The 24,982-nt window shown below is 65.6% G+C and carries 21 protein-coding genes; 11 read left to right on the top strand and 10 right to left on the bottom strand.

Going from position 1 to position 24,982, the window contains the following annotated elements; all coding sequences use genetic code 11:
- The first annotated feature begins 92 nt into the window (after positions 1-92).
- Together AC07NT_RS15000 and AC07NT_RS15005 are read left to right on the top strand one after the other, a co-directional pair.
- On the top strand, positions 93-1,145 hold the full coding sequence (locus AC07NT_RS15000; protein ID WP_498599320.1) for an aromatic ring-hydroxylating dioxygenase subunit alpha: 1,053 nt from the start codon (positions 93-95) through the stop codon (positions 1,143-1,145).
- Positions 1,146-1,153: 8 nt separating this feature from the next.
- Positions 1,154-2,122 (top strand): PDR/VanB family oxidoreductase, encoded by a 969-nt coding sequence (locus AC07NT_RS15005; RefSeq protein WP_498599319.1) that lies wholly within the window; start codon positions 1,154-1,156, stop codon positions 2,120-2,122.
- On the opposite strand, the gene AC07NT_RS15010 is transcribed toward AC07NT_RS15005, so the two are convergent.
- Complete coding sequence (locus tag AC07NT_RS15010; RefSeq protein WP_498599318.1) at positions 2,123-3,028, bottom strand: LysR family transcriptional regulator; 906 nt, start codon at positions 3,026-3,028, stop codon at positions 2,123-2,125. It lies immediately after the preceding gene.
- 119 nt (positions 3,029-3,147) lie between these two features.
- Between AC07NT_RS15010 and AC07NT_RS15015 the strand changes: the two genes are divergently transcribed.
- From AC07NT_RS15015 to AC07NT_RS15025, 3 genes are all read left to right on the top strand, one after another.
- Positions 3,148-3,789, top strand: a complete 642-nt coding sequence (locus AC07NT_RS15015; RefSeq protein WP_498599317.1) for an NAD(P)-dependent oxidoreductase — start codon at positions 3,148-3,150, stop codon at positions 3,787-3,789.
- 58 nt (positions 3,790-3,847) lie between these two features.
- Complete coding sequence (gene pyrF / locus AC07NT_RS15020; protein WP_498599316.1) at positions 3,848-4,687, top strand: orotidine-5'-phosphate decarboxylase; 840 nt, start codon at positions 3,848-3,850, stop codon at positions 4,685-4,687.
- Between the two features lie 102 nt (positions 4,688-4,789).
- The gene (locus AC07NT_RS15025) at positions 4,790-5,374 is read left to right on the top strand and encodes a hypothetical protein (RefSeq protein ID WP_498599315.1); all 585 of its coding nucleotides are present in this window, start codon (positions 4,790-4,792) and stop codon (positions 5,372-5,374) included.
- 20 nt (positions 5,375-5,394) lie between these two features.
- Here the strand turns inward: AC07NT_RS15025 and AC07NT_RS15030 are convergent, their stop codons facing one another.
- A complete protein-coding gene (locus tag AC07NT_RS15030) occupies positions 5,395-6,327 on the bottom strand; it encodes a DMT family transporter (protein ID WP_498599314.1) in 933 nt (310 codons plus the stop codon).
- An 8-nt stretch (positions 6,328-6,335) separates the two neighbouring features.
- Positions 6,336-9,329 (bottom strand): excinuclease ABC subunit UvrA, encoded by a 2,994-nt coding sequence (gene uvrA / locus AC07NT_RS15035; protein ID WP_498599313.1) that lies wholly within the window; start codon positions 9,327-9,329, stop codon positions 6,336-6,338.
- Between the two features lie 247 nt (positions 9,330-9,576).
- Between uvrA and AC07NT_RS15040 the strand changes: the two genes are divergently transcribed.
- The 4 genes from AC07NT_RS15040 to ssb all read left to right on the top strand — a co-directional run bounded on the left by AC07NT_RS15040 (position 9,577) and on the right by ssb (position 14,759).
- Positions 9,577-11,412, top strand: coding sequence for a DUF1800 domain-containing protein (locus tag AC07NT_RS15040; protein WP_498599312.1), 1,836 nt, complete (start codon positions 9,577-9,579; stop codon positions 11,410-11,412).
- Positions 11,413-11,424: 12 nt separating this feature from the next.
- On the top strand, positions 11,425-12,915 hold the full coding sequence (locus tag AC07NT_RS15045; RefSeq protein ID WP_498599311.1) for a DUF1501 domain-containing protein: 1,491 nt from the start codon (positions 11,425-11,427) through the stop codon (positions 12,913-12,915).
- A 153-nt stretch (positions 12,916-13,068) separates the two neighbouring features.
- On the top strand, positions 13,069-14,241 hold the full coding sequence (locus tag AC07NT_RS15050) for an MFS transporter (RefSeq protein WP_498599663.1): 1,173 nt from the start codon (positions 13,069-13,071) through the stop codon (positions 14,239-14,241).
- A 26-nt stretch (positions 14,242-14,267) separates the two neighbouring features.
- Entirely contained in the window at positions 14,268-14,759 is a 492-nt protein-coding gene (gene ssb / locus AC07NT_RS15055; protein ID WP_498599310.1) for a single-stranded DNA-binding protein, read from the top strand.
- Between the two features lie 62 nt (positions 14,760-14,821).
- Here the strand turns inward: ssb and AC07NT_RS15060 are convergent, their stop codons facing one another.
- The gene (locus tag AC07NT_RS15060; RefSeq protein WP_498599309.1) at positions 14,822-15,751 is read right to left on the bottom strand and encodes a LysR family transcriptional regulator; all 930 of its coding nucleotides are present in this window, start codon (positions 15,749-15,751) and stop codon (positions 14,822-14,824) included.
- A gap of 153 nt (positions 15,752-15,904) precedes the next feature.
- Between AC07NT_RS15060 and AC07NT_RS15065 the strand changes: the two genes are divergently transcribed.
- Positions 15,905-17,104 (top strand): MFS transporter, encoded by a 1,200-nt coding sequence (locus tag AC07NT_RS15065; protein WP_498599308.1) that lies wholly within the window; start codon positions 15,905-15,907, stop codon positions 17,102-17,104.
- Between the two features lie 18 nt (positions 17,105-17,122).
- Here AC07NT_RS15065 and AC07NT_RS15070 read toward each other — a convergent pair whose 3' ends face one another.
- The 5 genes from AC07NT_RS15070 to AC07NT_RS15090 are packed head-to-tail and all read right to left on the bottom strand — an operon-like array spanning position 17,123 to position 22,648.
- Positions 17,123-18,568 (bottom strand): aldehyde dehydrogenase family protein, encoded by a 1,446-nt coding sequence (locus AC07NT_RS15070; RefSeq protein ID WP_498599307.1) that lies wholly within the window; start codon positions 18,566-18,568, stop codon positions 17,123-17,125.
- A 2-nt stretch (positions 18,569-18,570) separates the two neighbouring features.
- Positions 18,571-19,488, bottom strand: coding sequence for a dihydrodipicolinate synthase family protein (locus tag AC07NT_RS15075; RefSeq protein WP_498599306.1), 918 nt, complete (start codon positions 19,486-19,488; stop codon positions 18,571-18,573).
- Between the two features lie 5 nt (positions 19,489-19,493).
- Positions 19,494-20,666 carry an L-rhamnonate dehydratase gene (locus AC07NT_RS15080; RefSeq protein WP_498599305.1) on the bottom strand — a complete coding sequence of 391 codons (1,173 nt, stop codon included), beginning with the start codon at positions 20,664-20,666 and terminating at the stop codon, positions 19,494-19,496.
- A 10-nt stretch (positions 20,667-20,676) separates the two neighbouring features.
- Positions 20,677-21,693 (bottom strand): 4-hydroxythreonine-4-phosphate dehydrogenase PdxA, encoded by a 1,017-nt coding sequence (locus AC07NT_RS15085; protein ID WP_498599304.1) that lies wholly within the window; start codon positions 21,691-21,693, stop codon positions 20,677-20,679.
- A gap of 7 nt (positions 21,694-21,700) precedes the next feature.
- Positions 21,701-22,648 carry a Bug family tripartite tricarboxylate transporter substrate binding protein gene (locus tag AC07NT_RS15090; RefSeq protein WP_498599303.1) on the bottom strand — a complete coding sequence of 316 codons (948 nt, stop codon included), beginning with the start codon at positions 22,646-22,648 and terminating at the stop codon, positions 21,701-21,703.
- Between the two features lie 119 nt (positions 22,649-22,767).
- Between AC07NT_RS15090 and AC07NT_RS15095 the strand changes: the two genes are divergently transcribed.
- Positions 22,768-23,703: a LysR family transcriptional regulator gene (locus AC07NT_RS15095; protein WP_498599302.1), complete on the top strand. Its 936-nt coding sequence runs from the start codon at positions 22,768-22,770 to the stop codon at positions 23,701-23,703.
- Between the two features lie 40 nt (positions 23,704-23,743).
- Here AC07NT_RS15095 and gspF read toward each other — a convergent pair whose 3' ends face one another.
- Complete coding sequence (gspF, locus tag AC07NT_RS15100; protein WP_498599301.1) at positions 23,744-24,982, bottom strand: type II secretion system inner membrane protein GspF; 1,239 nt, start codon at positions 24,980-24,982, stop codon at positions 23,744-23,746.

A 24,982-nucleotide genomic window follows, 5' to 3' on the forward strand; every position in this document is an offset into this window, starting at 1 on the left:
TTTGACAGGGAAGGATCATTCAGTACAATGAATGACATTCAGTATACGGAATGAATAAATCCGTCTATTTTTAATTCCCCTGAGGAGCCCGCATGTTCCCGAAAAACACCTGGTACGTCGCCGCCACGTCCAACGAGATCGACGAAAAGCCCCTGGGCCGTACGGTCTGCAACGAACGCATCGTCTTCTATCGCGGCTCTGAGAACAAGGTCGCGGCCGTGCAGGACTTCTGCCCGCATCGCGGCGCGCCTCTGTCCCTGGGTTATGTCTGTGAAGGCAAGCTGGTTTGCGGCTACCACGGCCTGGAGATGGGTTGTGATGGCAAGACCATTCACATGCCGGGCCAGCGCGTGCGCGGTTTCCCCGCCATCAGGGCCTACCCCGTGGTCGAGCGCTATGGCTTCATCTGGGTCTGGCCCGGTGACGCGGCCCAGGCCGACGAGAAGCTCATCCCCGTGCTCGAGTGGTATGACAACCCCGAGTGGGCCTACGGCGGTGGTCTGTACCACATCGCCTGCGACTACCGACTCATGATCGACAACCTGATGGACCTGACGCACGAAACCTACGTGCACAGCACGTCCATCGGCCAGAAAGAGATCGACGAGACGCCCTGCAAGACCACGGTGAATGGGGACGAGGTGGTGACCAGCCGTTTCATGAGCGGCATTGAACCACCGCCCTTCTGGAAGGCTGCGCTGCGTGGCAACAACCTGCCCGATGACCAGCTGGTGGATCGCTGGCAGATCTGCCGCTTCAATCCGCCCAGCCATGTGATGATCGAAGTGGGCGTGGCTCTGCAAGGCCATGGCGGCTACGACGCACCCAACGACAAGAAGGCCTACAGCGTGGTGGTGGACTTCATCACGCCCGAGACCGACACCTCCATCCACTACTTCTGGGGCATGGCACGCAAGTTCAATCCCAAGGACAAGGCGCTGACCGCCACCATACGCGAAGGCCAGGGCAAGATCTTTGCAGAGGACCTGGAGATGCTGGAGCGCCAGCAGAAGAACCTGCTGACCTGGCCTGAGCGCCAATTGCTCATGCTCAACATCGACGCCGGTGGCGTGCAGTCGCGCAAAATCATCGACCGCATCCTGGCGTCCGAGCGCGTCAGCCCCGCCATACCGGCAACAGTCTGAGGAGGACCATGAGCACGGCCCCGACATTGCAGGTGCGCGTGGCGCGCAAGGCGCAGGAAGCGCTGGACATCGTCACGCTGGAACTGGTGGCCACCGACGGCCGCGCCTTGCCGGCCTTCTCGGCCGGTTCGCATGTGGACGTGATGCTGCCCCAGGGCATCACACGCCAGTACTCCCTGTGCAACGATCCGAACGAAACGCACCGCTACCAGATCGGTGTGCTGCGCGATCCGTCCTCGCGCGGCGGTTCGTCGGCCGTGCACGACAGCCTCAAGGAAGGCGACGTGCTGACCATCAGCACGCCGCGCAACCATTTCGGTCTGGCGCACGAAGCGAAGAAGCACCTGCTGCTGGCCGGCGGCATTGGCGTCACCCCCATCCTCTGCATGGCGGAGCGCCTGGCCATGACGGGCGTGGATTTCGAGATGCACTACGCCACCCGCGCACCGGAGCGCACGGCCTTCCGCGCGCGCATCGCGGCGTCTACGTTCGCTACGCGTGTGCACTTCCATTACGACAACGGCGCCGCAGCGCAGAAGCTGGACCTGCAAACACTGCTGGCCAAGCCGGAGGCCGGCACCCATCTCTACGTCTGCGGTCCCAAGGGCTATATGGATGCGGTGCTGGGCACGGCGCGTGCAGCCGGCTGGCCCGAGACACAGATTCATTACGAGTTCTTCGGTGCCGAAGTGGCCAAGTCCGACAGCGACGCCAGCTTCGAGATCAGGCTGGCCAGCTCGGGGCGTATCGTCTTGGTGCCCAAGGACCAGACCGTGACTCAGGCCCTGGCCGCGGCCGGTGTGGACATCATGATGTCCTGCGAGCAGGGTGTCTGCGGCACCTGCCTTACAAGGGTGCTTGAAGGCGTGCCGGACCACAAGGACAGCTACCTTACGCCCGAGGAGCAGGCAGCCAACGACCAGTTCACACCCTGCTGCTCGCGCAGCAAGACGCCGCAGCTCGTGATCGACCTCTGATCAGTACTGCACGCCGGGCAGGCTGCGCAGGTACTGCCCCAGTGCGGCAATCGCGAGCCGCACCTTGGCCGGCTGGGCATCGCGCTGCGGCGTGACTGCCCAAAGGTCCAGCGCACCAAAATCCCAGTCGGGCAGCAGCCTTTGCAGGCGACCCGCAGCCAGCGCCTCTTGCACGTCCATGCTGCCGAGCAGGGCCGGGCCCAGGCCGGCCTCACACATCTGCTGGATCGAGAGCTGGTTGTTGCTGGCTATGCGCGTCGCCACGCGCAGCGTGCGGGCTTCGTCCTGCGGGCTGCGCAACTCGAGCTGCAGGCTGCTGTGCCCGCGGTCGAAACCCAGCCAGCCTTGCGTGAGCAGCGCGTCCGGGTGAGCGGGAAGACCACCATGTTGCGTGATCCATGCGGGCGCTGCGCACAACCACCACTGCATGCGACCCAGGCGTTGGGCCACCCAGCTCGAGTCGGCCAGGCGCCCGAAGCGGATCGCCAGATCGATGCGCTCATTGATGAGGTCGATGAAGGCGTCGTCCACCAGCAGACGCAGGCGCAGGGCGGGGTGGGCGCCCAGCAGGGGCCCCAGCGCCGGGGCGATATGGCGTGCAAAACCCACGGGCGCCGACAGGCGCAGCTCCCCGCTGGGTTCGGCGCGGCTGGCGGCCAGCTCGGCGCGCGCCTGCTCCGCCGCCGTCCACATGGTGGCGCACAGGGCGTGGTAACGCTGACCGGCTTCGGTCAGCACCAGCTTGCGCGTGGAGCGGTGTAGCAGGGTGACTCCGCCGTCGCGCTCCAGTTGCCGCACCTGCTGGCTCACCGCCGAAGTGCTCAGTCCCAGGGAGCGTGCGGCGCCGCTCATGGAGCCGTGTTGCACCACGGAGGCAAAAACCGCCATGCGTTTGAGATCGTCCATTGTGAAGATCAGCTTAAAAATATAGGTTGAATTATCCGACTAGTGCGTTGATTGACAATTTTTTAAGCTAGAGCCGTGATTTGAACCTACCTATCTCTGACCCTGGAAAAGGACACCCTATGAAGATCGCACTCATCGGCGCCACCGGCTTTGTTGGCACCCCTCTGCTCGAAGAACTGCTGCAACGCGGCCACCAGGTCACGGTGCTGGCGCGCAACCCCGGCAAGCTCGCAGTTCGCAAAGGACTGACGGTGGTGGCCGCCGACGCCCAGGATGCTGCGCAGGTGCGGCAGGCCGTGGCTGGCCAGGACGCCGTGATCAGCGCATACAACCCGGGCTGGACCGTGCCCGACATCCACGACCAGTTCCTCAAGGGCACCCGCGCCATTCATGCCGGTGTGCGTGAGGCCGGTGTGCGCCGCCTGCTGGTGGTTGGCGGCGCTGGCAGCCTCTATGTAGCACCTGGCCTGCAACTGGTGGACACGCCCCAGTTCCCGGCCGAGTACAAGCAGGGCGCACTGGCTGCACGCGAGGCGCTGAACCTGATCCGCGAGGAAAAGGGGCTGGACTGGACCTTCCTCTCCCCGCCCATCCTGCTGGTGCCGGGCGAGCGCACGGGCAGCTACCGTCTGGGGCTGGACGCGCCGCTGATGAATGGCGAGCAACCCGGCACCATCAGCGTCAAGGACCTGGCCGTGGCCATCGTTGACGAGATCGAGCAGTCGCGCCATCTGAAGCAACGCTTTACCGTGGCCTATTGAACCGGGGTCAGCGCTGCGCAAAAAGGGGGCCTGCGGGCCCCCTTCTTACAATAGGGGCATGACCTTTCTCGAGATGCTGCGCGCGGCCGAGCGCCAAAACAATTCCATGCTCTGCGTGGGCCTGGACCCGGAGCCGGCCCGCTTTCCCGGTGCGCTCAAGGGCGATGCCAGCAAGATCTACGATTTCTGCGCCGCCATCGTTGAGGCCACGGCCGACCAGGTGATCGCCTGGAAGCCGCAGATCGCCTACTTCGCAGCGCACCGTGCCGAAGAACAGCTCGAACGGCTCATGAAGCACATACGCCGTGTCTCGCCGAATGTGCCGGTGATCCTGGACGCCAAACGCGGTGACATCGGCAGTACGGCCGAGCAATACGCCAAAGAGGCTTTCGAGCGCTACGGCGCTGACGCGGTCACGCTCTCGCCCTTCATGGGCTTCGACTCGGTCCAGCCCTATTTGCAGTACCACGGCAAGGGCGCCTTCCTGCTGTGCCGCACCTCCAACCCGGGTGGCGACGACCTGCAGGCCCAGCGCCTGGCCAGCGTGCCGGGCGAGCCCCTGATGTACGAACACATCGCTCGCTTGGCGCAAGGGCCTTGGAACACCAATGGGCAGCTGGGCCTGGTGGTGGGCGCCACCTACCCGGCCGAGATCGAGCGCGTGCGGGCCGTGGCCCCCACCATGCCCCTGCTGATCCCCGGCGTAGGTGCGCAAGGCGGAGACGCCGTGGCCACGGTCAAGGCCGGCTGGCGTGCCAGCGGCGGCGAGACCACGGCACCCATCGTCGTGAGCTCTTCTCGGGCTGTGCTCTACGCCTCCTCGGGCCCGGACTACACCGCGGCGGCGCGCAAGGTGGCGCAACAGACGCGAGAACTGCTGCAAGCCGCACGGGGCTGAGTGAAACGGGCTTGAAACAAAACGTAGCTGGTTACCACAGCCCGCTACGCAGATGCACAATGGCGGCATCGTTTTGCAGCCGGTGCTGCGCAGGAAGCTGTCATGAAGAAAATCCTCAAGCAATTGCCGCTGTACGCCGTGGTCGGCGCCATGGTCCTGAGCGGGTGCTCCGTGGTGGCCGAAGCCCCTGGCGCCTCAGGCCCGGGCCGGGACCGCGATCGCAACGAACGACGTGACGACCGCAGGGATAACCATCGTGATGATCGCCGCGACGACCGGCATGACCGCCGGGACGATCGCAGAGACGATAGGCGCGATGATCGCCGTGACGACCGCGATGACGATCGCCGCGGTGGCGCCAACGTGCAGATCAACATCGGTGGCTACTTCGGCGAGCGCCAGCGCGCCGCGGTCTACGAGGCCTATGGCCAGCCACCGCGCGCCCATTGCCCACCCGGCCTGGCCAAGAAGAACAACGGCTGCCAGCCGCCCGGACAGGCCAAGAAATGGAAGATGGGCCAGCCCCTGCCGCGTGATGTGAGCTACCGTCCCGTCGAGGCGGATATCCGCGTGCGCCTGGGTACGCCGCCTGCCGGGCATGAGTTTGTGCGCGTGGCCAGCGACATCCTGCTGATCGCAGTGGGCACGTCCATGGTGATCGACGCCATCGAGGACCTGCAGCGCTGAAGCCCCGCAGCTGAGGCCCGTCAGCGAGGGGCGGGCGTCTCTTCCTTGGTGACCAGCCAGATGCCCCAGCAGACCAGCAGCAGGGCCAGACCGTTCTTCCATTCCAGGAAACGCTCGTCCAGGAACAGGGCCGACAGCGCGGTACCGAAGATCGGCACCATGAAATTGAAGACGGTGACCATGCTCACACGGTTGTGCTTGAGCAGGATGGTCCAGAGCGAGAAGGCCACTGCGGACAGGGCCACCAGATAAGCCAGCAGCGCCAGCGCGGCCGCACTCGGCAGGCCCAGGTGTCCACCGCAGGCATAACCCAGCAGCAGCAAGCCAGCACCGCCGATGCCCAGTTGCCAGCCCGTCAGCACCACCGAGTCGATGCGCTGCGAGATCTTCTTGCCGTAGATGCTGGCAGCCGAGAGCACCAAAGCCGCGAGCACGACAAAACCCTCACCGAGCAGGGTGAAGTCCAGGTTCAGCAGGCTGCCGTGGAAATTCACGACCATGACACCCAGGAAGCCGGCCACGCAGCCCAGCACCTTGTTGTAGCTCAAGCGGTCGTTGTGATAGATGAAGTGGGCCAGCAGCACGCTGAAGAAGGTGCCCGTGGCGTTCATGATCGAGCTTTTCACGCCGGTAGCGTAGGCCAGGCCGATGTAGAAGAACACGTACTGCAGGCTGGTCTGCGTCAGGCCCAGCAAGGTCACCTGGCCCAGGCTGCGCCGGTCCAGCGCGAACAACGGCTTGCGGCTCGCCGCGGCCACGGCCAGCAGCACCCCGCCCGCAAACAGGAAACGGTAACCTGCGAACACCAGTTTGGAGGCAATGTCGTCGCCCGCAATCTCGAACAGCGCATAGCCGTTCTTGATCGCCGGGTAGGCGCTGCCCCAGAGCAAGCAGCACAGCATGGCCAGCAGGAAGACGACCTTGCGGTCGGTGAAAACAGAAGGCTGGTTCATGGACGACTTCAGAGCAGAGGCTGGAGATAACGCCCCGTGTGGCTGGCCGGGTTGGCGGCCAGTTCCTCGGGTGTACCCATGCCTACCACCGTGCCGCCACCGGCCCCGCCCTCGGGCCCCATGTCGATCAGCCAGTCTGCCGTCTTGATGACGTCCAGGTTGTGTTCGATCACGACGATGGTGTTGCCTGCGTCGCGCAGCTGGTGCAGTACCTTGAGCAGCAGATCGATGTCGGCAAAGTGCAGACCGGTCGTCGGCTCGTCCAGGATGTAGAGCGTGCGGCCCGTGTCGCGCTTGGACAGTTCCAGCGCTAGCTTGACGCGTTGGGCTTCGCCGCCCGACAGCGTGGTCGCCGACTGGCCCAGCTTCACATAGGACAGGCCCACGTCCAGCAGGGTCTGCAGCTTGCGCGCGATGGCCGGCACCGCCTTGAAGAAATCGTGAGCGGCCTCCACCGTGAGGTCCAGTACCTGGGCGATGTTCTTGCCCTTGTACATGACCTCCAGCGTCTCGCGGTTGTAGCGCGCGCCGTGGCAGACGTCGCAGGGCACGTAGACATCGGGCAGGAAGTGCATCTCCACCTTGACCATGCCGTCGCCCTGGCAGGCCTCGCAGCGGCCCCCGGCCACATTGAAGCTGAAACGTCCCGGGCCGTAACCACGCTCGCGCGCCATGGGCACTTCGGCCATGAGGTCGCGGATGGCGGTGAACAGGCCGGTGTAGGTGGCCGGGTTGGAGCGCGGCGTACGGCCGATAGGTGACTGGTCGACGTTGATGACCTTGTCGAAATGCTCGATGCCCTCGATCTCCTTGACCGGGGCCGGCTCGTCGTGCGCACGGTAGAGCTGACGCGCCACGGCTTTGTACAAGGTGTCGTTGACCAGGGTGGACTTGCCCGAGCCCGATACCCCGGTGACGCAGGTGAACAGGCCCACGGGCACGTCCACGCTCACGTTCTTGAGGTTGTTGCCGGTCGCGCCGATGATCTGCAGGCGCTGGAGTTCGGTGTGCGCCGTGCCTTTTTTCGCGGGTCGCGGCTCACCCTCACCGCGCAGGGGCAGCCAGGGCGTACGGCGCTTGGGCAGCGGAATTTTCAGCGTGCCTGCCAGGTACTGCCCGGTCAAGGAATCCGGGTGGGCCTTGACTTCGTCGTACGTGCCCTGCGCCACCACCTGACCACCATGCACGCCGGCGCCGGGGCCCATGTCGATCAGGTGGTCGGCGGCGCGCATCATGTCTTCATCGTGTTCCACGACCAGCACGCTGTTGCCGATGTCGCGCAGGTGCCGCAGGGTCTCGATCAGGCGGTCGTTGTCGCGCTGGTGCAGGCCGATGCTGGGCTCGTCCAACACATACATCACGCCGGTCAGGCCGCTGCCGATCTGGCTGGCCAGGCGGATGCGCTGGGCCTCACCGCCTGACAGCGTCTCGGCGCTGCGGTCCAGGCTCAGGTAGTTCAGGCCCACGTCATTGAGGAACTTCAGGCGCAGGCGGATCTCGCGCACCACCTTGTCGGCGATGCCGGCCTTGGCGCCTTGCAGCTGCAGCTGCTCGAAGTAATCAAAGCACTCGCGCAGGGTCAGGTGGCTGACCTCGAAGATCGCGCGCGCATGAGGGCCTTCACCGAGCTTCACGTGCCGCGCTTCGGGGCGCAGGCGCGTGCCCGCGCAAGCCGGGCAGGGCTGGGTGCCGCGCAGGCGGGCCAGGTCCTCGCGCACCAGGGCGGAGTCGGTCTCGCGGTAGCGCCGTGTCATGTTGGGAATGATGCCCTCGAAGGGGTGGGTCTTGCTGACCTTGCGGCCCTTGGAGGCGCCAGAGTCCATCACATAACTGAACTTGATCTCGTCTTCGCCCGAGCCGTGCAGCAGAACCTCCTGGATCGGCAGCGGCAGCTCCTCAAAGGGATCTTCGAGCTTGAACTTGTAATGTTTGGCCAGGCTTTCCAGCATGGCGTAGTAATAAGCGTTGCGCCGGTCCCAACCCTTGATGGCGCCACCGGCCAGACTCAGACTGGGGAAAGCCACCACGCGCGCAGGATCGAAGAATTCCTGCTGGCCGATGCCGTCACACGTGGGGCAGGCGCCTTGCGGTGAATTGAAGGAGAACAGGCGCGGCTCCAACTCGCTGATCGAGTAATGGCACAGCGGGCAGGCGTAGCGCGCGTTGAACATGTGCTCGGCGCCCTTGTCCGTCTCCAGCGCGATGGCACGGCCCTGGGCGATACGCAGGGCGGCCTCGAAGCTCTCGGCCAGGCGCTGGCGCAGGGCAGCGTGCTCAGGCTCGTCAACACCGCGCACCTTGAGGCGGTCGATCACCACGTCGACGTCATGCTTTTCGGTCTTCTTGAGTGCGGGAAGTTCGTCAAAGTTGAGGGCCTGGCCGTCGATGCGAAAGCGCACATAACCCTGGGCCTGCATGTCCTCGAAGATCTCGGTGAACTCGCCCTTCTTCTGGCGCGCCAGCGGCGCCAGGATCATCAGGCGGGTCTCGGCCGGCAGGGCCAGCACGGCGTCCACCATCTGGCTCACGGTCTGCGCCTGCAGCGGCAGGTTGTGGTCCGGGCAGTGCGGGGTACCGGCGCGCGCGTAGAGAAGGCGCAGGTAGTCGTGGATCTCTGTCACTGTGCCCACAGTGGAGCGCGGGTTGTGGCTGGTGGCCTTCTGCTCGATGCTGATGGCCGGCGACAGGCCCTCGATCAGGTCCACGTCAGGCTTGTCCATCAGCTGCAGGAATTGGCGCGCGTAGGTCGAGAGGCTTTCGACGTAACGGCGCTGGCCCTCGGCGTACAGGGTGTCGAAAGCCAGGCTGGACTTGCCCGAACCTGAGAGCCCCGTGATCACCACCAGCTGGTTGCGCGGGATGTCCAGGTCGATGTTCTTGAGGTTGTGGGTGCGCGCACCACGAATGTGCATGGCCTGCTGCTGCAGGGCATGGGCCAGATAGCGCCCCTGGCCTTCTTCGGCAAGTGCAGGAGGACGATGGCTTTCAGGAATGGAGTTCAAGGGCGGCAACTTCGACTAAACCGACCATGATAGTCGCTTGGGGCTAGCCGGGATGAGGCCCCGGCTGGCGCAAAGCGTAACCGGGCATGGCCTGTTCGTGACACAAGTATGAGCAATTGCAACATTGATTTCAGTCCCCGGCGGAGGTAAGTGTCTGTAAAGCTCCCCCCAAAATCCGGTGGACAAAGGATAGGCTCCCGCTTGTGCGAATTGGCGCATAACAAGTTTCCAGACAGGGAGTCTGCTCATGATCGACGATGTGACCGAAGCGCTGGCAACGCCGGACCGCTCTGAACTGCAGACGCCCGACACGTCCTCGTCACAGGCTTTCCAGCTGGCCGCTGTGGCAGCCGCAGCGGCGGCGCTGGCGGGTTGCGGCGGTGGTGGCGGGGGTAGCGGCGGGTCGAGTACCCCTCCGCCCACGCCCGTTGCCGGGCGTACGGTGACGCTGCCGTCGGCGGGCTACAGCTACACGGCAGCGGGGGATGACAAGGAAGCAGCCCGCTTCCTGCTGCAGGCCCAGTTCTCGGCCCGCGGCGCCGACATCACCGCGGTACGTACCCTGGGCTTCATCCCCTGGCTGCAAGGCCAGATTGCCGCTTCCTACATCAACGGCTGGGACTGGCTGAACTACCAGGGCTACGCAGATCCCTACAGTTCCAACAACTATTACGACACCTCCTATCCCTGCGACTTCATGATCTGGGGCCAGCTGATGTCCACCACGGCACCGGTGCGCGCCCGCATGGCGCTGGCCCTGTCCGAGATGTTCGTCGTGTCGCTCAACAGCATCGACGACAACTGGCGCAGTCACATCGTCGCCCACTACTGGGACACGCTGATGCGCCACGGTCTGGGCAACTACCGCGACCTGCTGGAGGCCATCACGCTGAACCCGGCAATGGGCTACTTCCTCAACACCAAGGGCAATCTGAAGGAAAACTCTTCCGGTCGCCAGCCCGATGAGAACTATGCGCGTGAGGTCATGCAGCTCTTCACCATCGGGCTGAAGATGCTCAATCAAAACGGCACGGAGCAGGTCGATGGCTCAGGCAACCCGATCAACACCTATACCGCCAGCGATGTCAGCAATCTGGCCCGCGTGTTCACCGGCTACAACCTGGACCAGCGCCAGAACCAGCCCGTCGTGATCAGCGGGCGTACCATCCCCAGCACACACTTCACGCGTCTGCCCATGATCCAGACGCAGAACTCGCGCACGGTCTCTGAGGCGAATCACTCCACCCTGGCGGCGACCTTCCTGGGTGTCACCATTCCGGCCAACACGCCCGCGGCCACCGCGCTCAAGACGGCACTCGACACCCTGTTTAACCACCCCAACACGGCGCCCTTCGTCTGCAAGCAGCTGATCCAGCGCCTGGTCACCAGCAATCCCACACCGGCCTACGTGCAGCGGGTGGCGAATGTGTTTGACAACAATGGTGCGGGTGTGCGCGGTGACCTGGCCTATGTGCTGTCCGCCATCCTGATGGACACCGAGGCCCGTTCGCCTGCCGGGCTGACTGCGGCCGAACACGGCAAGCTGCGGGAGCCCATGGTGCGCCTGGTGCAGTGGGCGCGTACCTTCAACGTCACCTCGGGCAGTGGCAGCTGGAAGATCCAGGACCTGAGCGATGCCGGTTCCCGGCTAGGGCAGAGCCCCCTGCGCGCACCCTCGGTGTTCAACTTCTTCCGCCCGGGGTACGTGCCGCCCAAGACGGGCTTGAGCGCGGGCAAGGTGGCACCCGAGTTCCAGCTGGTCAACGAGACCAGCGTGGGCGGCTACCTGAACTACATGATGAGCGTGATCAGCAACGGTGTGGGCGACCTGCCCAGTGACATCCGCGCCACCTACAGCGACGAGATCGCGCTGGCCGTCAGCCCGAGCGCTGCCGCGCCCAGTGCGCTGGTTGAGCGCGTCAACCTGCTGCTTTGCGCGGGGCAGCTGTCCCCCGCTACGGTCAGCACCATCACGACCACGGTCGGCACCATGGCTTCGACCAGCGGCTCCAACCGGCTCAACCGGGTCTATGCCACTGTCCTGATGGTGATGGCCTGCGCCGAATACCTGATCCAGAAATAGGGAGGGCAAACAATGAATCCGATCACACTGCCACCATCAAGCCGGCGGGACTTCCTGCGCCGTTCCGGCCAGCTGGCCCTGAGCGGCACGGCCCTGCCTTTTGTCATGAATCTTGCCGCCATCGGCGAGGCGGCGGCCTTCAATTCGACCGCGGGCGACTACAAGGCCCTGGTCTGCGTGTTCCTGTTCGGTGGCAATGACTACGCCAACACCGTGATCACTTATGACGATGCCAGCTACGACAAGTACAGTCTCATCCGTGGCGGTGGGGCGGGTCGCACAGCGGGCGGGATCGCGCTGGCCCAGGCCGACCTCACGCCCACCCTGCTCACTCCGACGGTGGCGCCTGTCGATCCGCTGGGGGTGCCGCGTCAATACGCCCTGCATCCATCCATGACCGGGCTGGCCGGGCTCTTCAATGCGGGCAAGGCGGCGGTGCAGCTCAATGTGGGGCCCCTGATCAAGCCGATCACGCGCGCGCAGTACAACAGCACGAACAGGACGCTTTACCCGCTTCCGGCCCAGCTGTTTTCGCACAACGACCAGCAATCCACCTGGCAGTCCTCGCAGCCCGAGGGCTCCAAGATGGGTTGGGGTGGCAATATCGCGGACTTGGTGATCCCGCCCAACCCGAGCCTGAACAGCAACTCGCTGTTCACGGGCATCTCGGTTTCGGGCAACACGGTCTTTCTTGCGGGCGATATGGCCCTGCAGTACCAGGTCAGCACTGGCGGCGCCATCAAGATCCGGCCCGCCACGAACAGCTCCGTCTTTGGCTCTACAGCCGTTCCGGCAGCGATCAAGACGCTGATCCAGCAGACCAGCGCTCAGGTCCTGGAAAACGACTACAACGCCGTGACCAAGCGCGCCATCGACGCCGAGGCGACCATCACGACGGCCCTGGCCATGACTCAGCCGACCACCGTCTTCGGCACCGACGGCCTGTCCCAGCAACTGAAGATGGTGGCGCGCCTGATCCAGGGCCGCTCGACACTGGGCGCGCGCCGGCAGGTCTTCTTTGTCTCGATGGGCGGTTTCGATCTCCATGACGGCCTGATTGCCCAGCAGCCCACCCTGCTGGGTCGCGTGAGCGCGGCCATGACGGCCTTCTACAACGCCACGGTGGAACTGGGCGTGGCCAACCAGGTGACCGCCTTCACCGCCTCGGACTTCGGGCGCACCCTGGCCTCCAATGGCGACGGGTCCGACCACGGCTGGGGCAGCCATCACCTGGTGGTGGGTGGCGCCGTCAACGGCAAGGCCTTTTATGGCACTCCGCCGCCGGTCAGCGTGGGCAACGGGGCCGGGGCCGAGGACCAGTGGCATGTGGGCCAGGGGCGTTTGCTGCCCTCGACCTCGGTCGACCAGTACGCGGCGACCTTGGCCAAGTGGTTTGGCGTGACCGACGCCGAGATGCCGAGCGTTCTGCCAAACATAGGCAATTTCGGTGCCGCCGCCAGCCGGCCCGACTATCCGACGGACCTGGGTTTCATGATGGCCTGAGCTGGGCGAGCGGGTGCAGTCCTGCCGTCGGAGCTGGCGGGGCCCGGATCGGGGACAATCAAGGTTTTGCCTGCCGAACCTCGGCGGCTCTTGTGACCGAATCCCGTGCTTGCCCCCACCGCTTCCCCTGCCGCCAGCCCCGACGCCTACACCATGACCGCGCGTGAGCGGCGTGCCAGTGCCTCGCTGGCCGCCATCTTCGCCCTGCGCATGCTGGGCTTGTTCCTGGTGCTGCCGGTTTTTGCCCTGGAAGCTGCCCGCTACCCAGGCGGTGACGATCCGGTGCTCATCGGCCTGGCCATGGGCATCTATGGCCTGACCCAGGGCCTCCTGCAGATCCCCTTCGGCATGGCCTCGGACCGGTTGGGGCGCAAGCGCGTCATCATCGCCGGCCTGCTGGTCTTTGCCCTGGGCAGTTTTGTGGCCGCCCTGGCTGGCAGCCTGATCTGGCTCATCATCGGCCGTGCCCTGCAGGGTGCTGGCGCCGTTTCAGCCGCTGTCACCGCCTTGCTGGCCGACCAGACCCGCGACGAGGTGCGCACCAAGGCCATGGCCCTGGTGGGCGCCAGCATCGGGCTGATGTTTGCTCTCTCTCTTGTTTTGGCCCCATTGCTGGTGAGCTACATCGGCCTGGCCGGGCTGTTCACGCTCACGGGTTCCCTGGCCTTGGCGGGTGTGGCTGTGGTGATCTGGTGGGTGCCCATTGAGCCCCTGCAGCACAAGAACCAGCCCCGCGGCAAGCTCTCCGAGGTGCTCACGCACGCCGCTCTGCTGCGCCTGGACGCCGGTGTGTTCATCCTGCACGCCGTGCAGCTGGCGATGTGGGTGGCCATTCCCGCCCTGCTGGTGCAAGCCGGCCTGCCCCCGGCCCAGCATTGGGGGGTCTACCTGCCGGCCGTGCTGGCGTCCTTCGTGGTCATGGGTGCCACGCTGTTCCCGCTGGAGCGGCGCGGTTACCTGCGTGCCGTTTTCCTCGGCGCTATCGGTCTGATCGCCCTGGTTCAGCTGGGTCTGCTGTGGGCGGCGGATGCACCCCACATCGCCTGGCTGGCCTTCATGCTTTTCCTGTTCTTCTGCGGCTTCAATGTGCTTGAAGCCAGCCAGCCCAGCCTGGCCTCGCGTGTGGCCCCGCCTCATGCGCGCGGCGCGGCCCTGGGGGTCTACAACACCCTGCAGTCCCTGGGTTTCTTCGCCGGCGGCGCGGCCGGCGGCTGGCTGGTCAAGACCCAGGGCGTGCCGGCCCTTTTCATCGCCTGTGCGGTCGGCATGGGCCTGTGGCTGCTGCTGGCCTGGCCCATGGTGGCGCCCAGCCGCAAAGGCCCATAATTAACAAATATCTGGAGGAATTCCCCATGGCATCCGTCAACAAAGTCATCCTGGTCGGCAACTGCGGCCGCGACCCCGAAATCCGTTACCTGCCCTCGGGCCAGGCCGTGGCCAACGTCAGCGTGGCCACCTCCAGCCGCCGCAAGGACAAGAATTCCGGCGAGATGATCGAAGATACCCAGTGGCACCGTGTCACGTTCTATGACCGCCTGGCCGAAATCGCCGGCGAGTACCTCAAGAAGGGCCGTCCTGTCTACGTCGAAGGCCGCATCAAGTACGGCAAGTTCACCAACAAGGACGGCGTTGAGCAGAACACCTGCGACATCATCGCCACCGAAATGCAGCTGCTCGGCGGTCGTGAGGGCATGGGCGGTCCGGGGGATGAAGACGGCGGTGGCGCCCCGCGCCGTAGCGCGCCTCCGGCCTCGCGTCCGGCGCCCAGCGCAGCCTCGCGCCCGCAGGCCCCGGCCAAGTCGGCCAGCGGCTTCGAGGACATGGACGACGACATTCCGTTTTAAAGCGTCCACGCTCCGATTCGCGTCCCGCCCACCGTCAGGTTGGCGGGATTTTTTGTGTCCGTTCAGACCGACTGGATCAAGGCAGGCGCGGTCGCGCGCATGAGCTCCAGAAAGCGTCGTAGCCTGGCCGGTTGGAAGCGCGCAGGCGGGTAGGTCAGGTATACCGGCAAGGGCGTGGCTTGCCATTCGGGGACCAGCTGCACCAGCTTGCCGCGCGCAAGGTCCTCGGTGAAGAGCCAGCCTGAACCGATGCAGGCTCCCAGGCCCCGTAGCGCTGCGTGGCGCAGGGCGTAGAGACTGTCGGTGTTCAGTCGCGGTGTGATCGAAAACTGGCAGGTCTCGCCGCTGCGCAGATGGGTCAGATGGATCTCGTTGCGGTAGTAGGTGCCCAGGGCCAGCCAGGGCAACGCGCCCAGTTCGGATGGGTGTTGCGGCAAAGCGCTGCCGGCCAGCACCTCGGGTGCCACGACGGGAATACGCTTGACTTCGGCCAGCTTCAGGGCAACGACCGACAGGTCCGTGACCTCGCCCACATGGATGGCGCAGTCGACGCCCTCCGCGATGAAGTCAGGCTGCCGGTCGTGCAGCAGCCACTCCACCGACACTTCACGATGCGCGCGCAGGTAGTCGGCCAGCGGCCCCATGAGCAGTTCCTGGCCAAAGGCGTGCGGCGCCACCACACGCAACGTGCCTTCGGGCTCGTTTTCCACTCCGCGCAGTTCCGCGTCGAAAGCCTGCCAAGACGCTAGCAGGTCGCGGGCTCGGGTCAGGCAGCGTTGTCCGTCTTCGGTCAATCGCATCGCATGGGTTGACCGGCTCAGCAGGCGAACGCCGAAATGGCGTTCCAGGGCCTGCAGCCGCCGACTGACCGTAGGCTGGGTCGTGCCCAACTGCGTGGCAGCGGCCGACAGGCTTCCCGTGTCCACGATGTGCACAAAAGTCTGCAGCAGTTCGATGCGGTCGCTGGTTTGGAGGGCCGTGGCGGAAGACATGGGAAGGTGGAAGAGAAAATTTTGTTATACGTATATCGTATAAATATTCTGCGAATCGCGCCACTACACAAATGAAAGCTGAGCAATCAGACTCCTCTCATCGCAGTTTTAAGGGTTTTTACCATGTCTGATATGCAAATAACGAATCAAAAAATGTTGGGAGTGGTCCCAGCCGCCGCGGCGGGGACGGGCCTGACCTCCGGGCTGCTGGGTTTTTTGGCAGTGGGGGCCGGTCTGGGTGTGGCGCCCCTGTACTACAGCCAGCCCATGCTGGGCACGCTGGGTGCAAGCCTGGGCGCTTCGGCTTCCGCAGTGGGCATGCTGCCCACCATGACTCAACTCGGCTATGCCTTGGGCATCCTGCTGCTCATACCCTTGGGCGACCGCTACGACCGGCGGCGCATCATCCTGATCAAGGCCGCAGCGTTGTGCCTGGCCTTGTTGCTGGCCGCTGTGGCGCCCGCGCTGTCCGGCCTGCTGTTGGCCAGTCTGGTCATCGGGATCACGGCCACGCTAGCGCAGGACATTGTGCCGGCTGCGGCCACGTTGTCGGCGGCAGGCCAGCGCGGCAAGGTCGTGGGCACAGTGATGACTGGGCTGCTGCTGGGCATTCTTCTCTCGCGCGTGGTCAGCGGCCTGGTGGCGGAATACCTGGGCTGGCGCTGGATGTTCGCGGCTGCAGCGCTCAGCATCCTGGGCGTCGGCGTGGCGGCCTCGCGCATGTTGCCGCGATTCGAGCCCACGACCCGTCTGCCCTATGCGGCCCTGCTCGCCTCATTGGCGCAACTGTGGCGCCAGCACCCCGCACTGCGCCGCGCGACCTGGGCGCAAGGTCTCGTCTCGATCGGTTTCAGCGCCTTCTGGTCGACTCTGGCACTCATGTTGCATGGCGAACCCTTTCACTTGGGGGCGGCCGTCGCCGGCGCCTTCGGTCTGGCCGGCGCCGCGGGCGCCTTGGCGGCTCCTCTGGCGGGGCGCATGGCCGATCGCCACGGCCCCGGGCTTGTAACGCGTCTGGGTGCGGGCCTGGCGCTGGCAGCCTTTGCCGCGATGTCGTTGGTGCAGGCCCTGTCGCCGAGCGCGTACCTGTTGGTGCTGGTTGTGGGCACGATCGCCTTTGATTTTGGTGTCCAGGCCGTCCTGGTTGCCCACCAGACCATTGTCTACGGCATCGACCCCGCGGCCCGTGGCCGGCTCAATGCCATCCTGTTCACCGGCATGTTCATCGGTATGGCCGTGGGCTCTGCCCTAGGGAGCCTCCTGTTCGCCCAAGGTGGCTGGCTGGCCGTCACGCTGCTGGCAACGGCGGCGTCCTCGGCAACGCTGGTGCTGCGGCTGCGCACGGCGCGCTGATAGGGTGATGATCGCGAGTCAGGACCCAATGTAGGCCGTCTTCACGGTGGTGTAGAACTCCTGCGCGTAGCGGCCCTGCTCACGCGGTCCGTAGCTGCTGCCCTTGCGGCCACCGAAGGGCACGTGGTAGTCCACGCCCGCCGTGGGCAGGTTGACCATCACCATGCCAGCTTGTGCGTGACGCTTGAAGTGCGTGGCGTGCTTGAGGCTGGTGGTGGCTATACCTGCCGAGAGGCCGAACTCGCTGTCGTTGGCCACAGCCAGCGCTTCCTCGTAGTCCTTCACGCGGATCACGCTGGCCACGGGACCGAACACCTCTTCGCGGTTGATGCGCATGGCGGGCGTGGTGTCGGTCAGCAGCGCGGGGCTCATGAAATAACCTTCGTGCTTGCTCCCGGTGTGGCAGGTCATGCGCTGGCCACCGGCGGCCAGTGTCGCCCCCTCGGCTTGCGCGGCTTCTACGTGGCGCAGGTCCTGCGCCAACTGCGCCTGTGAGACCACCGGGCCGATGTCGGTGCCGGCGGCCAAGGCGTCGCCGATTTTCAGGGTGGCCAGGCGTGCCTGCAATGCTTCGATGTAGTGCGGGTAGATGCCTTCGGTCACGATCAGGCGGCTCGAGGCGGTGCAGCGCTGGCCCGTGGAGAAGAAGGCCGACTGCACGCTGAGCTCCACCGCCTGTTTCAGGTCGGCGTCGTCCAGGATGATCTGCGGGTTCTTGCCGCCCATCTCCAGCTGGACCTTCTTGTGCGTCTGCACGCAGGCTTCGGCAATGCGCCGGCCTACACCGACCGATCCGGTGAAGCTCACGGCGTTCACGCCCGGATGTCGCACGATGGCCTCGCCGATGATGCTGCCCTGGCCCATGACCAGGTTGAACACACCGGCGGGGATGCCGCTGCGGCTGATGATGTCGGCCAGGGCCCAGGCGCAGCCGGGCACCAGATCGGCGGGCTTGAGCACCACGCAGTTGCCAAAAGCCAGGGCCGGGGCGATCTTCCAGGCCGGAATCGCGATGGGGAAGTTCCAGGGTGTGATCAGGCCCACCACGCCTATCGGTTCACGCGTGATCTCGACCCCGACGCCGGGGCGCACCGAGGGCAGGGCCTCACCCGCCAGGCGCAGGCATTCACCCGCGAAGAACTTGAAGATGTGTCCCGCACGCGTGGCCTCACCGATGCCTTCGGGGCGGGTCTTGCCCTCTTCGCGCGAGAGCAGGGTGCCCAGCTCTTCACGCCGCGCGAGGATCTCGGAGCCGATGCGGTCCAGCGCGTCGAAGCGGGCCTGGATGCCGCTGGTGGACCAGGCGGGGAAAGCAGCCGACGCGGCGGCCACAGCCTGGTCCACCGCGGCGGCATCCCCCAGTGCATAGTGCCCCACCACGTCGGCGAGGTTCGAGGGGTTGATGTTGGGCGCGGCGGAGCTGCCGGCGAGCCACTCGCCGGCAATGTAGTGGGAATGGATCATCTTCAGCGGCCCCAGCGCAGCACGAGCGGGTCCAGGCGTTTCGCGGCATCCAGCAGGCCGGCGCGTACTTCGGGGTGCATGGGCGGGAAGGGGTGGCGCCCTGCTTCGCAGGCGATCACACCACCGGCCTTCATCAGCGCCTTGGCGGTGAGGATGCCGCCCTGGCGGTTCTCGGCGTTGATCAGCGGCAGCCATTTGCCATAAGCCGTCACCGCGGCTTCGCGGTCACCGGCCAGGTAGGGGTCGATGATGGTACGGATGCCATCGGGGTAGGCGCCGCCCGTCATGGCGCCGGTGGCACCGGCGTCCAGGTCGGCCAGCAGGGTGATGGCCTCTTCGCCGTCCCAGGGGCCTTCGATGGCCTCACCACCGAGGCGGATCAGCTCGCGCAGCTTGCTCGCGGCGCCGGCGGTCTCGATCTTGAAGTAGGCCAGGTGTTCGATCTCCCTGGCCATGCGGGCCAGGAAAGCCGGCGACAGCACCGTGCCGCTGGCCGGCGCGTCCTGCACCATGATGGGAATGTCGATCGCGTCCGACACCCTTGCGTAAAACTCATGGATCTGCGGCTCGGGCACGCGGAAGGTGGCGCCGTGGTAGGGCGGCATGATCATCACCATGGCCGCGCCCTGCTCCTGCGCGCGACGGCTGCGCGCAGCACAGACGGCCGTGCCGTAGTGGGTGGTGGTGACGATCACCGGAACGCGACCGGCGACATGCGCCAGCACCGTGCGCGTGATGACTTCACGTTCCTCGTCCGAGAGGGAGAACTGCTCGGAGAAGTTGGCCAGGATGCACAGGCCGTGAGAGCCGGCAGCTATCATGAAGTCGACGCAACGCTTCTGGCTCTCCAGGTCCAGCGTGCCGTCTTCATGGAAGGTGGTGGGCACCACCGGGAACACGCCCTGGTAACGACGCTGCATGACGCTCATTCTGTGATGTGGAACTGGTCGAGGTAATCGCGTTTGAGGGTCAGGCCCAGACCGGGCACGTCGTCGCGCAGGTCCAGGAAACCGTTCTCGGCGATGGGTTCACCGTCGAAGATATACCAGAACAGCTCGTTGCCCACTTCCACGTCGAAGATGGGGAAGTACTCGGCCATGGGCGAGGCCAGGGTGCTCATGGTGAGGTGGTAGTTGTGCATCTGGCCCGCGTGCGGGATCACCGGCACGCTGTAGGCCTCGCACAGGGCGTTGATCTTGTGCGCGGCCGTGATGCCGCCCACGCGGTTGGTGTCGTACTGCACCACGCTCACGGCCTTCTTGTCGAGCAGCTGCTTGAAACCGTAGAGCGAGAACTCGTGCTCGCCGCCCGAGATCGGGATGCTGGTGAGCTGGTTGAGCTCGGCGTAACCGTCGATGTCGTCGGCGATCACGGGTTCTTCCAGCCAGCGCGGCTCGAACTTCTCCAGCTTGGGCAGGATGCGCTTGGCGTACTCCAGGTTCCAGCCCATATAGCACTCGAGCATCAGGTCGTTCTCATAACCGATGACTTCGCGCACCGCTTCGACCGACTTGAGGTTTTCCGTCACGCCCTGCTGGCCGTGCGCTGGGCCGTAGCCGAAGCGCATCTTGAAGGCCTTGAATCCCTGGTCCTTGAACTGCTGGGCTTCGGCCTGCATGGCCTTGAGGTCGGTGCGGTAGAGCTTGCTGTAGTAGCAGGGGATCTTCTCCTTGGTGCGGCCGCCCAGGAGTTTGAACACCGGCTTGTTGACCGATTTGCCCAGGATGTCCCAGATGGCCAGGTCCACGGCCGAAATGGCGGCCATGGTCACGCCCTTGCGGCCCCAGGCGTGGGTGGCTCGGTACATGCGTTGCCACAGGTATTCATAGTCCCAGGGGTCCTGGCCCACGACCAGTGGCGTCAGGTACTCGTCGATGATGGCCTTGGCGATCTTGGGGGCCAGGGCCACATTGCCCAGGCCGATGATGCCGTCGTCGGTCTCCACTTCCACCACGGTCCAGGAATGGAAACGGAAGGTGCTCATGGTCTCCTTCTTGGAGTAGAGCAGGTCCATGGCGTTGGAGCAGAAGTTGCCCTGGGGCGGAACGGTCTTGCCCTTCCATTCGAAGACACGGGCACGGACGGATTTGATTTTCATGAGGAGACTTTCAGGAAGACAGGCTTGCCGCACCCATGCGGCAGGCGATGAGAAACGCTTGTTCGGTGGCGCTCACGTTGGCGCGGCCCTGGCCGGCGATGTCGTAGGCCGTGCCGTGCGCGGGCGTGGTGATGGGGATGGGCAGGCCGCCCTGTACGGTCACGCCCTTGGAGAAGCCCATGAGCTTGATCGCGATCTGTCCCTGGTCGTGGTACATGGTGACGATGGCGTCCAGCTCGCCGTCGCGCGCCTTCAGGAAGATGGTGTCGGCGGGGAAGGGCCCGGCGACGTCCAGGCCTTCGGTCTTGAGCGCCCGCACTGCGGGTTCGATGATCTCGATCTCTTCACGTCCACAGGTGCCGCCGTCCCCGCCGTGCGGGTTGAACGCCGCCACCGCCACGCGCGGCCGGGCCGCGCCTGCGGCCTGCAGCGAGCGGTAGATCAGGCGCGTGGCCTGCTGGATGCGCTCCACGCTCAGGTAGCTGGCCGCGTCCTTGAGCGGGATGTGCGAGGACACGCGCGCGGTCCACAGGCCGTTCAGAGTGTTGAACTCGCAGAAATAACTTTTCACACCCAGGTACTCTGCGAAGTGGTGCAGCTCGTCCTCGTGCCTGAGACCGCCCATCTTCATGGCCTGCTTGTTCAGCGGCGCAAAACAGATGGCGTCCACCGCGCCGGCGCGCGCCGCGTCCATGCAGCGGTTGAGCACCTGCAGCACCGAGCGGCCACCGGCCGCGCCGACCTGGCCCACGGTGACCTCGCTGCGCTGCACCGTGTCCATGGCCACGAAGGCAACTTGCTGAGAGTTGGCGCGACCGCGCGCCTGCTCCAGCGTGGCCAGCGGCGCGGTGGCCACCTGCACACCGGCCATCTGCTGGCCCCAGGCCCAAAGCCAAGGGTCGCCGATCAGCACAACATTGGCGCGGCTCGTGGTGTCGGGCTGGGCCAGCAGGCGGGCGATCAGTTCGGGGCCGATGCCGGCAGGGTCGCCCAGGGTCAGCGCGACGACGGGAAGGGGGGCGCTCATGTCGGGTTCAGTCCAGTTTGATGTTCTTCTTGCGGATCAGGTCGCCGTAGCGCTGGTTTTCGGCATCGTGAAAGGCCTTGAACTGCGCGGGTGTCATGGGGGTCAGGTCGGCGCCGATGGCGGCCAGACGGGTCTGTGTCTCGGGCATGGCGATGACCTTGTTGACCTCGGCGTTCACGCGTTCGATCACGGCCTTGGGCGTGGAGGCCGGCATGTAGATGCCGTACCAGGCGCTCATCTCCACGCCCTTGACGCCGGCTTCCGCCATGGTGGGCACCTCGGGCAGTTGCGGGTTGCGCTTGGCTGCGGCCACGGCCAGGGCCTTGACCTTGCCGTTCTTGATGTGGCCGATCACAGAGGGCATGGTGTCGAAGCTGATCTGCACCTGGCCCGCGATCAGGTCGATCAGTGCGGGGCCGCTGCCGCGGTAGGGGATGTGGGTGATGAAGGTGCCGGTAGCATCCTTGAACAGCTCGGCCGCGATGTGTTGCGTGCTGCCCGCGCCGCTGGTGGCGTAGTTGAGCTGACCGGGTTTGCTCTTGGCCAGTTTGACCAGTTCGGCCACATTGGCTGCAGGCAGCGCGGTGTTGGCCACCAGCACATTGGGCACCGAGCCGACGAAAGCCACGGGCACCAGATCCTTGTTGTTGTCGTAACCCAGCTTGATCAGATGCGGCGCGATGGCGTGCGCGGTGGACACGCCCATGACCAGGGTGTGGCCGTCGGTGGACTTGGCGGTCACGTCGGCGGCCAGGGTGTTGGAGGCGCCGGGGCGGTTTTCCACCACCACGGGCTGCTTGAGCAGGGGGCCCAGGCGGTCGGCCACGGCGCGGGCCATGGCGTCGGTGCCGCCACCGGGCGCGGAGCCGACCATGATGCGGATCGAACGGCTTGGCCATTCCTGGGCCTGCGCTGCGCTGCAGGCGGCCAGGATCGCGAGGGCGATCGTTGTCATGAAGGTTTTCATTGCTTTGTCTCCTGGATGTTTGAGGAACCGTCCAGCCGATGGTAGGCAGGCAATTGCTTGCCGTAAACTGAAAGCTATTGATCGATCGATAACCTGAGGTAATCAGCATGGGCTCCATCGACCGCCAGGACAGCACCCCGCAGCTGCTCAACCGCCTGCGCATGCGGCAGATTGCGTTGATGCTCGCCATCGACAGCGAGCGCACCTTGCGGGGCGCAGCCGGCCAGCTGGGGCTGACCCAGCCGGCCGCCACCAAGATGCTCAAGGAGCTGGAAGACGCCCTGGGCCAGTCCCTGTTTGAACGCGTGGGCCGCGGCCTGCGGCTCAACGCGGCGGGCGAGCGGGTGACCGGTTACTTCCGCAGCATCCGCGGCAGCATGGAGGCGTTGAACCGCGAGCTGGTGGAGGTGCGCCAGGGCCGGGCCGGGAAGTTCGCCGTGGGCAGCATCATGGCCGCTTCACCGGGGCGGCTGACCGAAGCGCTGCTCGGGCTCAAGGAGCTGTTTCCCCTGCTGACCATCGAGATCGCGGTCGACACCAGCGACCGCCTGATGCAGCAGCTGAGCGAAGGCGTGCTCGAGGTGGTGGTGGGCCGGCGCGTGGGCAACCCCGGCATCGAATGCCGTTTCACCGCCATCGAGGACGAACATCTGGCCGTGGTGGTCGGCAACGAGCATCCTTTGGCGAGCAAGCGCCGTGTGACTTTCGAGGCCCTGCTGGACTACCCCTGGGTGCTGCAGCCGGCGGGCAGCCCCCTGCGTGACCTGATCGAGCGGGAATTCCGCGACCACCAGGCCCCGCTTCCCAAAGGGCTGATCGAGACCGGCTCCATCCTCACCACCATCAACCTGATCCGGCGCTCGCAGCTGGTGTCCGTCATCCCCGAGGCCGTGGCACAACGTGACGCCGAACACGGTATCCTGCGCATCCTGCCCTACCGTCTGGGCCAGAGCCTGGCCGCCTACGGCAGCCTGGTCAGCAAGGATCGCCCGTTGAGCACACCGGCCGAGCATTTTCTGAGGCTGCTGCACCAGAAGCGCTAGCCTCTTCCGTGTTTCAAGGCAGCACGCCGAGCGCCCCGTCCTAGCGGACCATCTGGTTGAGTTCGATGATGGGCAGCAGCACGGCCAGCACGATCAGCATCACGATCAAGCCCATCGCCACGATCAGCAGGGGTTCCAGCAGTGTGGCCAGCGCCAGGGCGCGGCGCTGCACTTCGGTGCCCAGCTGCCGCGCGGCGCGCTCCAGCATTTGCGGCAGCTCGCCGGTCTGTTCGCCCAGGCGGGCGAACATGCCCAGCAATCCTGGAAAGCGCTTCTTCTGCGCCAGCGCCGCCGCCAGCGGTGCGCCTTCGCGCACCATGACCAGGGCGTCGAGCGCATCGGCGCGCAGCGCCCGGTTGGACAGGGTGTCGGCCGCCGCCTGCAGGGCCTTGAGGATGGGAACCCCGGCGGCAGCCAGCATGGCCAGCGTGCTGGCAAAGCGGGCGGCGTTGTAGCCCCGGGCCAGCCGCCCCACCAGCGGCAGCGTGAGCCAGACGGTATCAAACCTGAGGCGGAACGCCGCGCCGGCCCAGGCCAGGCGGGCGGCTGCCGCCCCGAGCAGCAGCGCCAGCAGCAGCAACCAGCCGTGGTTGCGCACGAAGCCGCCCAAGGCCAGCATGACGACAGTCAGCGCGGGCAGGGCACGTTTGCTGCCCGCAAAGACCTGGGCGATCTGCGGCACCACATAAGCCAGCAGGAAGGTCACGATGCACAGTGCCACCACGGTCACGATGGTGGGGTAGAGCGCCGCGCCGATGAGCTTGGCCTTGAGCTCCTGGCTCTGTTCCAGATCATCTGCCAGCCGTTCCAGCACCAGACCCAGGTTGCCGCTGTGCTCGCCGGCACCAATCACGGCACAGTAGGTCACGGAGAACTCGCGCGCATGTTGCGCCAGCGCGCTGGCGAAGGTGGCGCCGCCGTTGACCTCCGCGCGCAGGGCCGCCACCAGGTTGCGCTGGCGTTCGTCCTCGGCCTCGTCGGACAACACCGTGAGGGCACGCTCCAGCGGCAGGCCAGCGCTCACCAGCCCGGCCAGCTGCCGCGTCCAGATCGCCAATTCCGTGGCATTGAACACGCGGCTGCTCCACAGTGTGGTGTTCAGCCATGACGATCCCGGGCCGGTGCCGGCAAGACCACCTGCACCCACAGCCTCCACACGCAGGGGCACCAGCGCCTGCGCGCGCAGCAGGCCGCGGGCCGAACGCGCGCTGTCGGCCTCGACGGTGCCGTTGCGGGTGTCGCCTTCGGGGGTCAGCGCTTCGTAGGTGTAGGCGGGCAT

Source organism: Hylemonella sp. GW821-FHT10B10 (assembly GCF_059415585.1).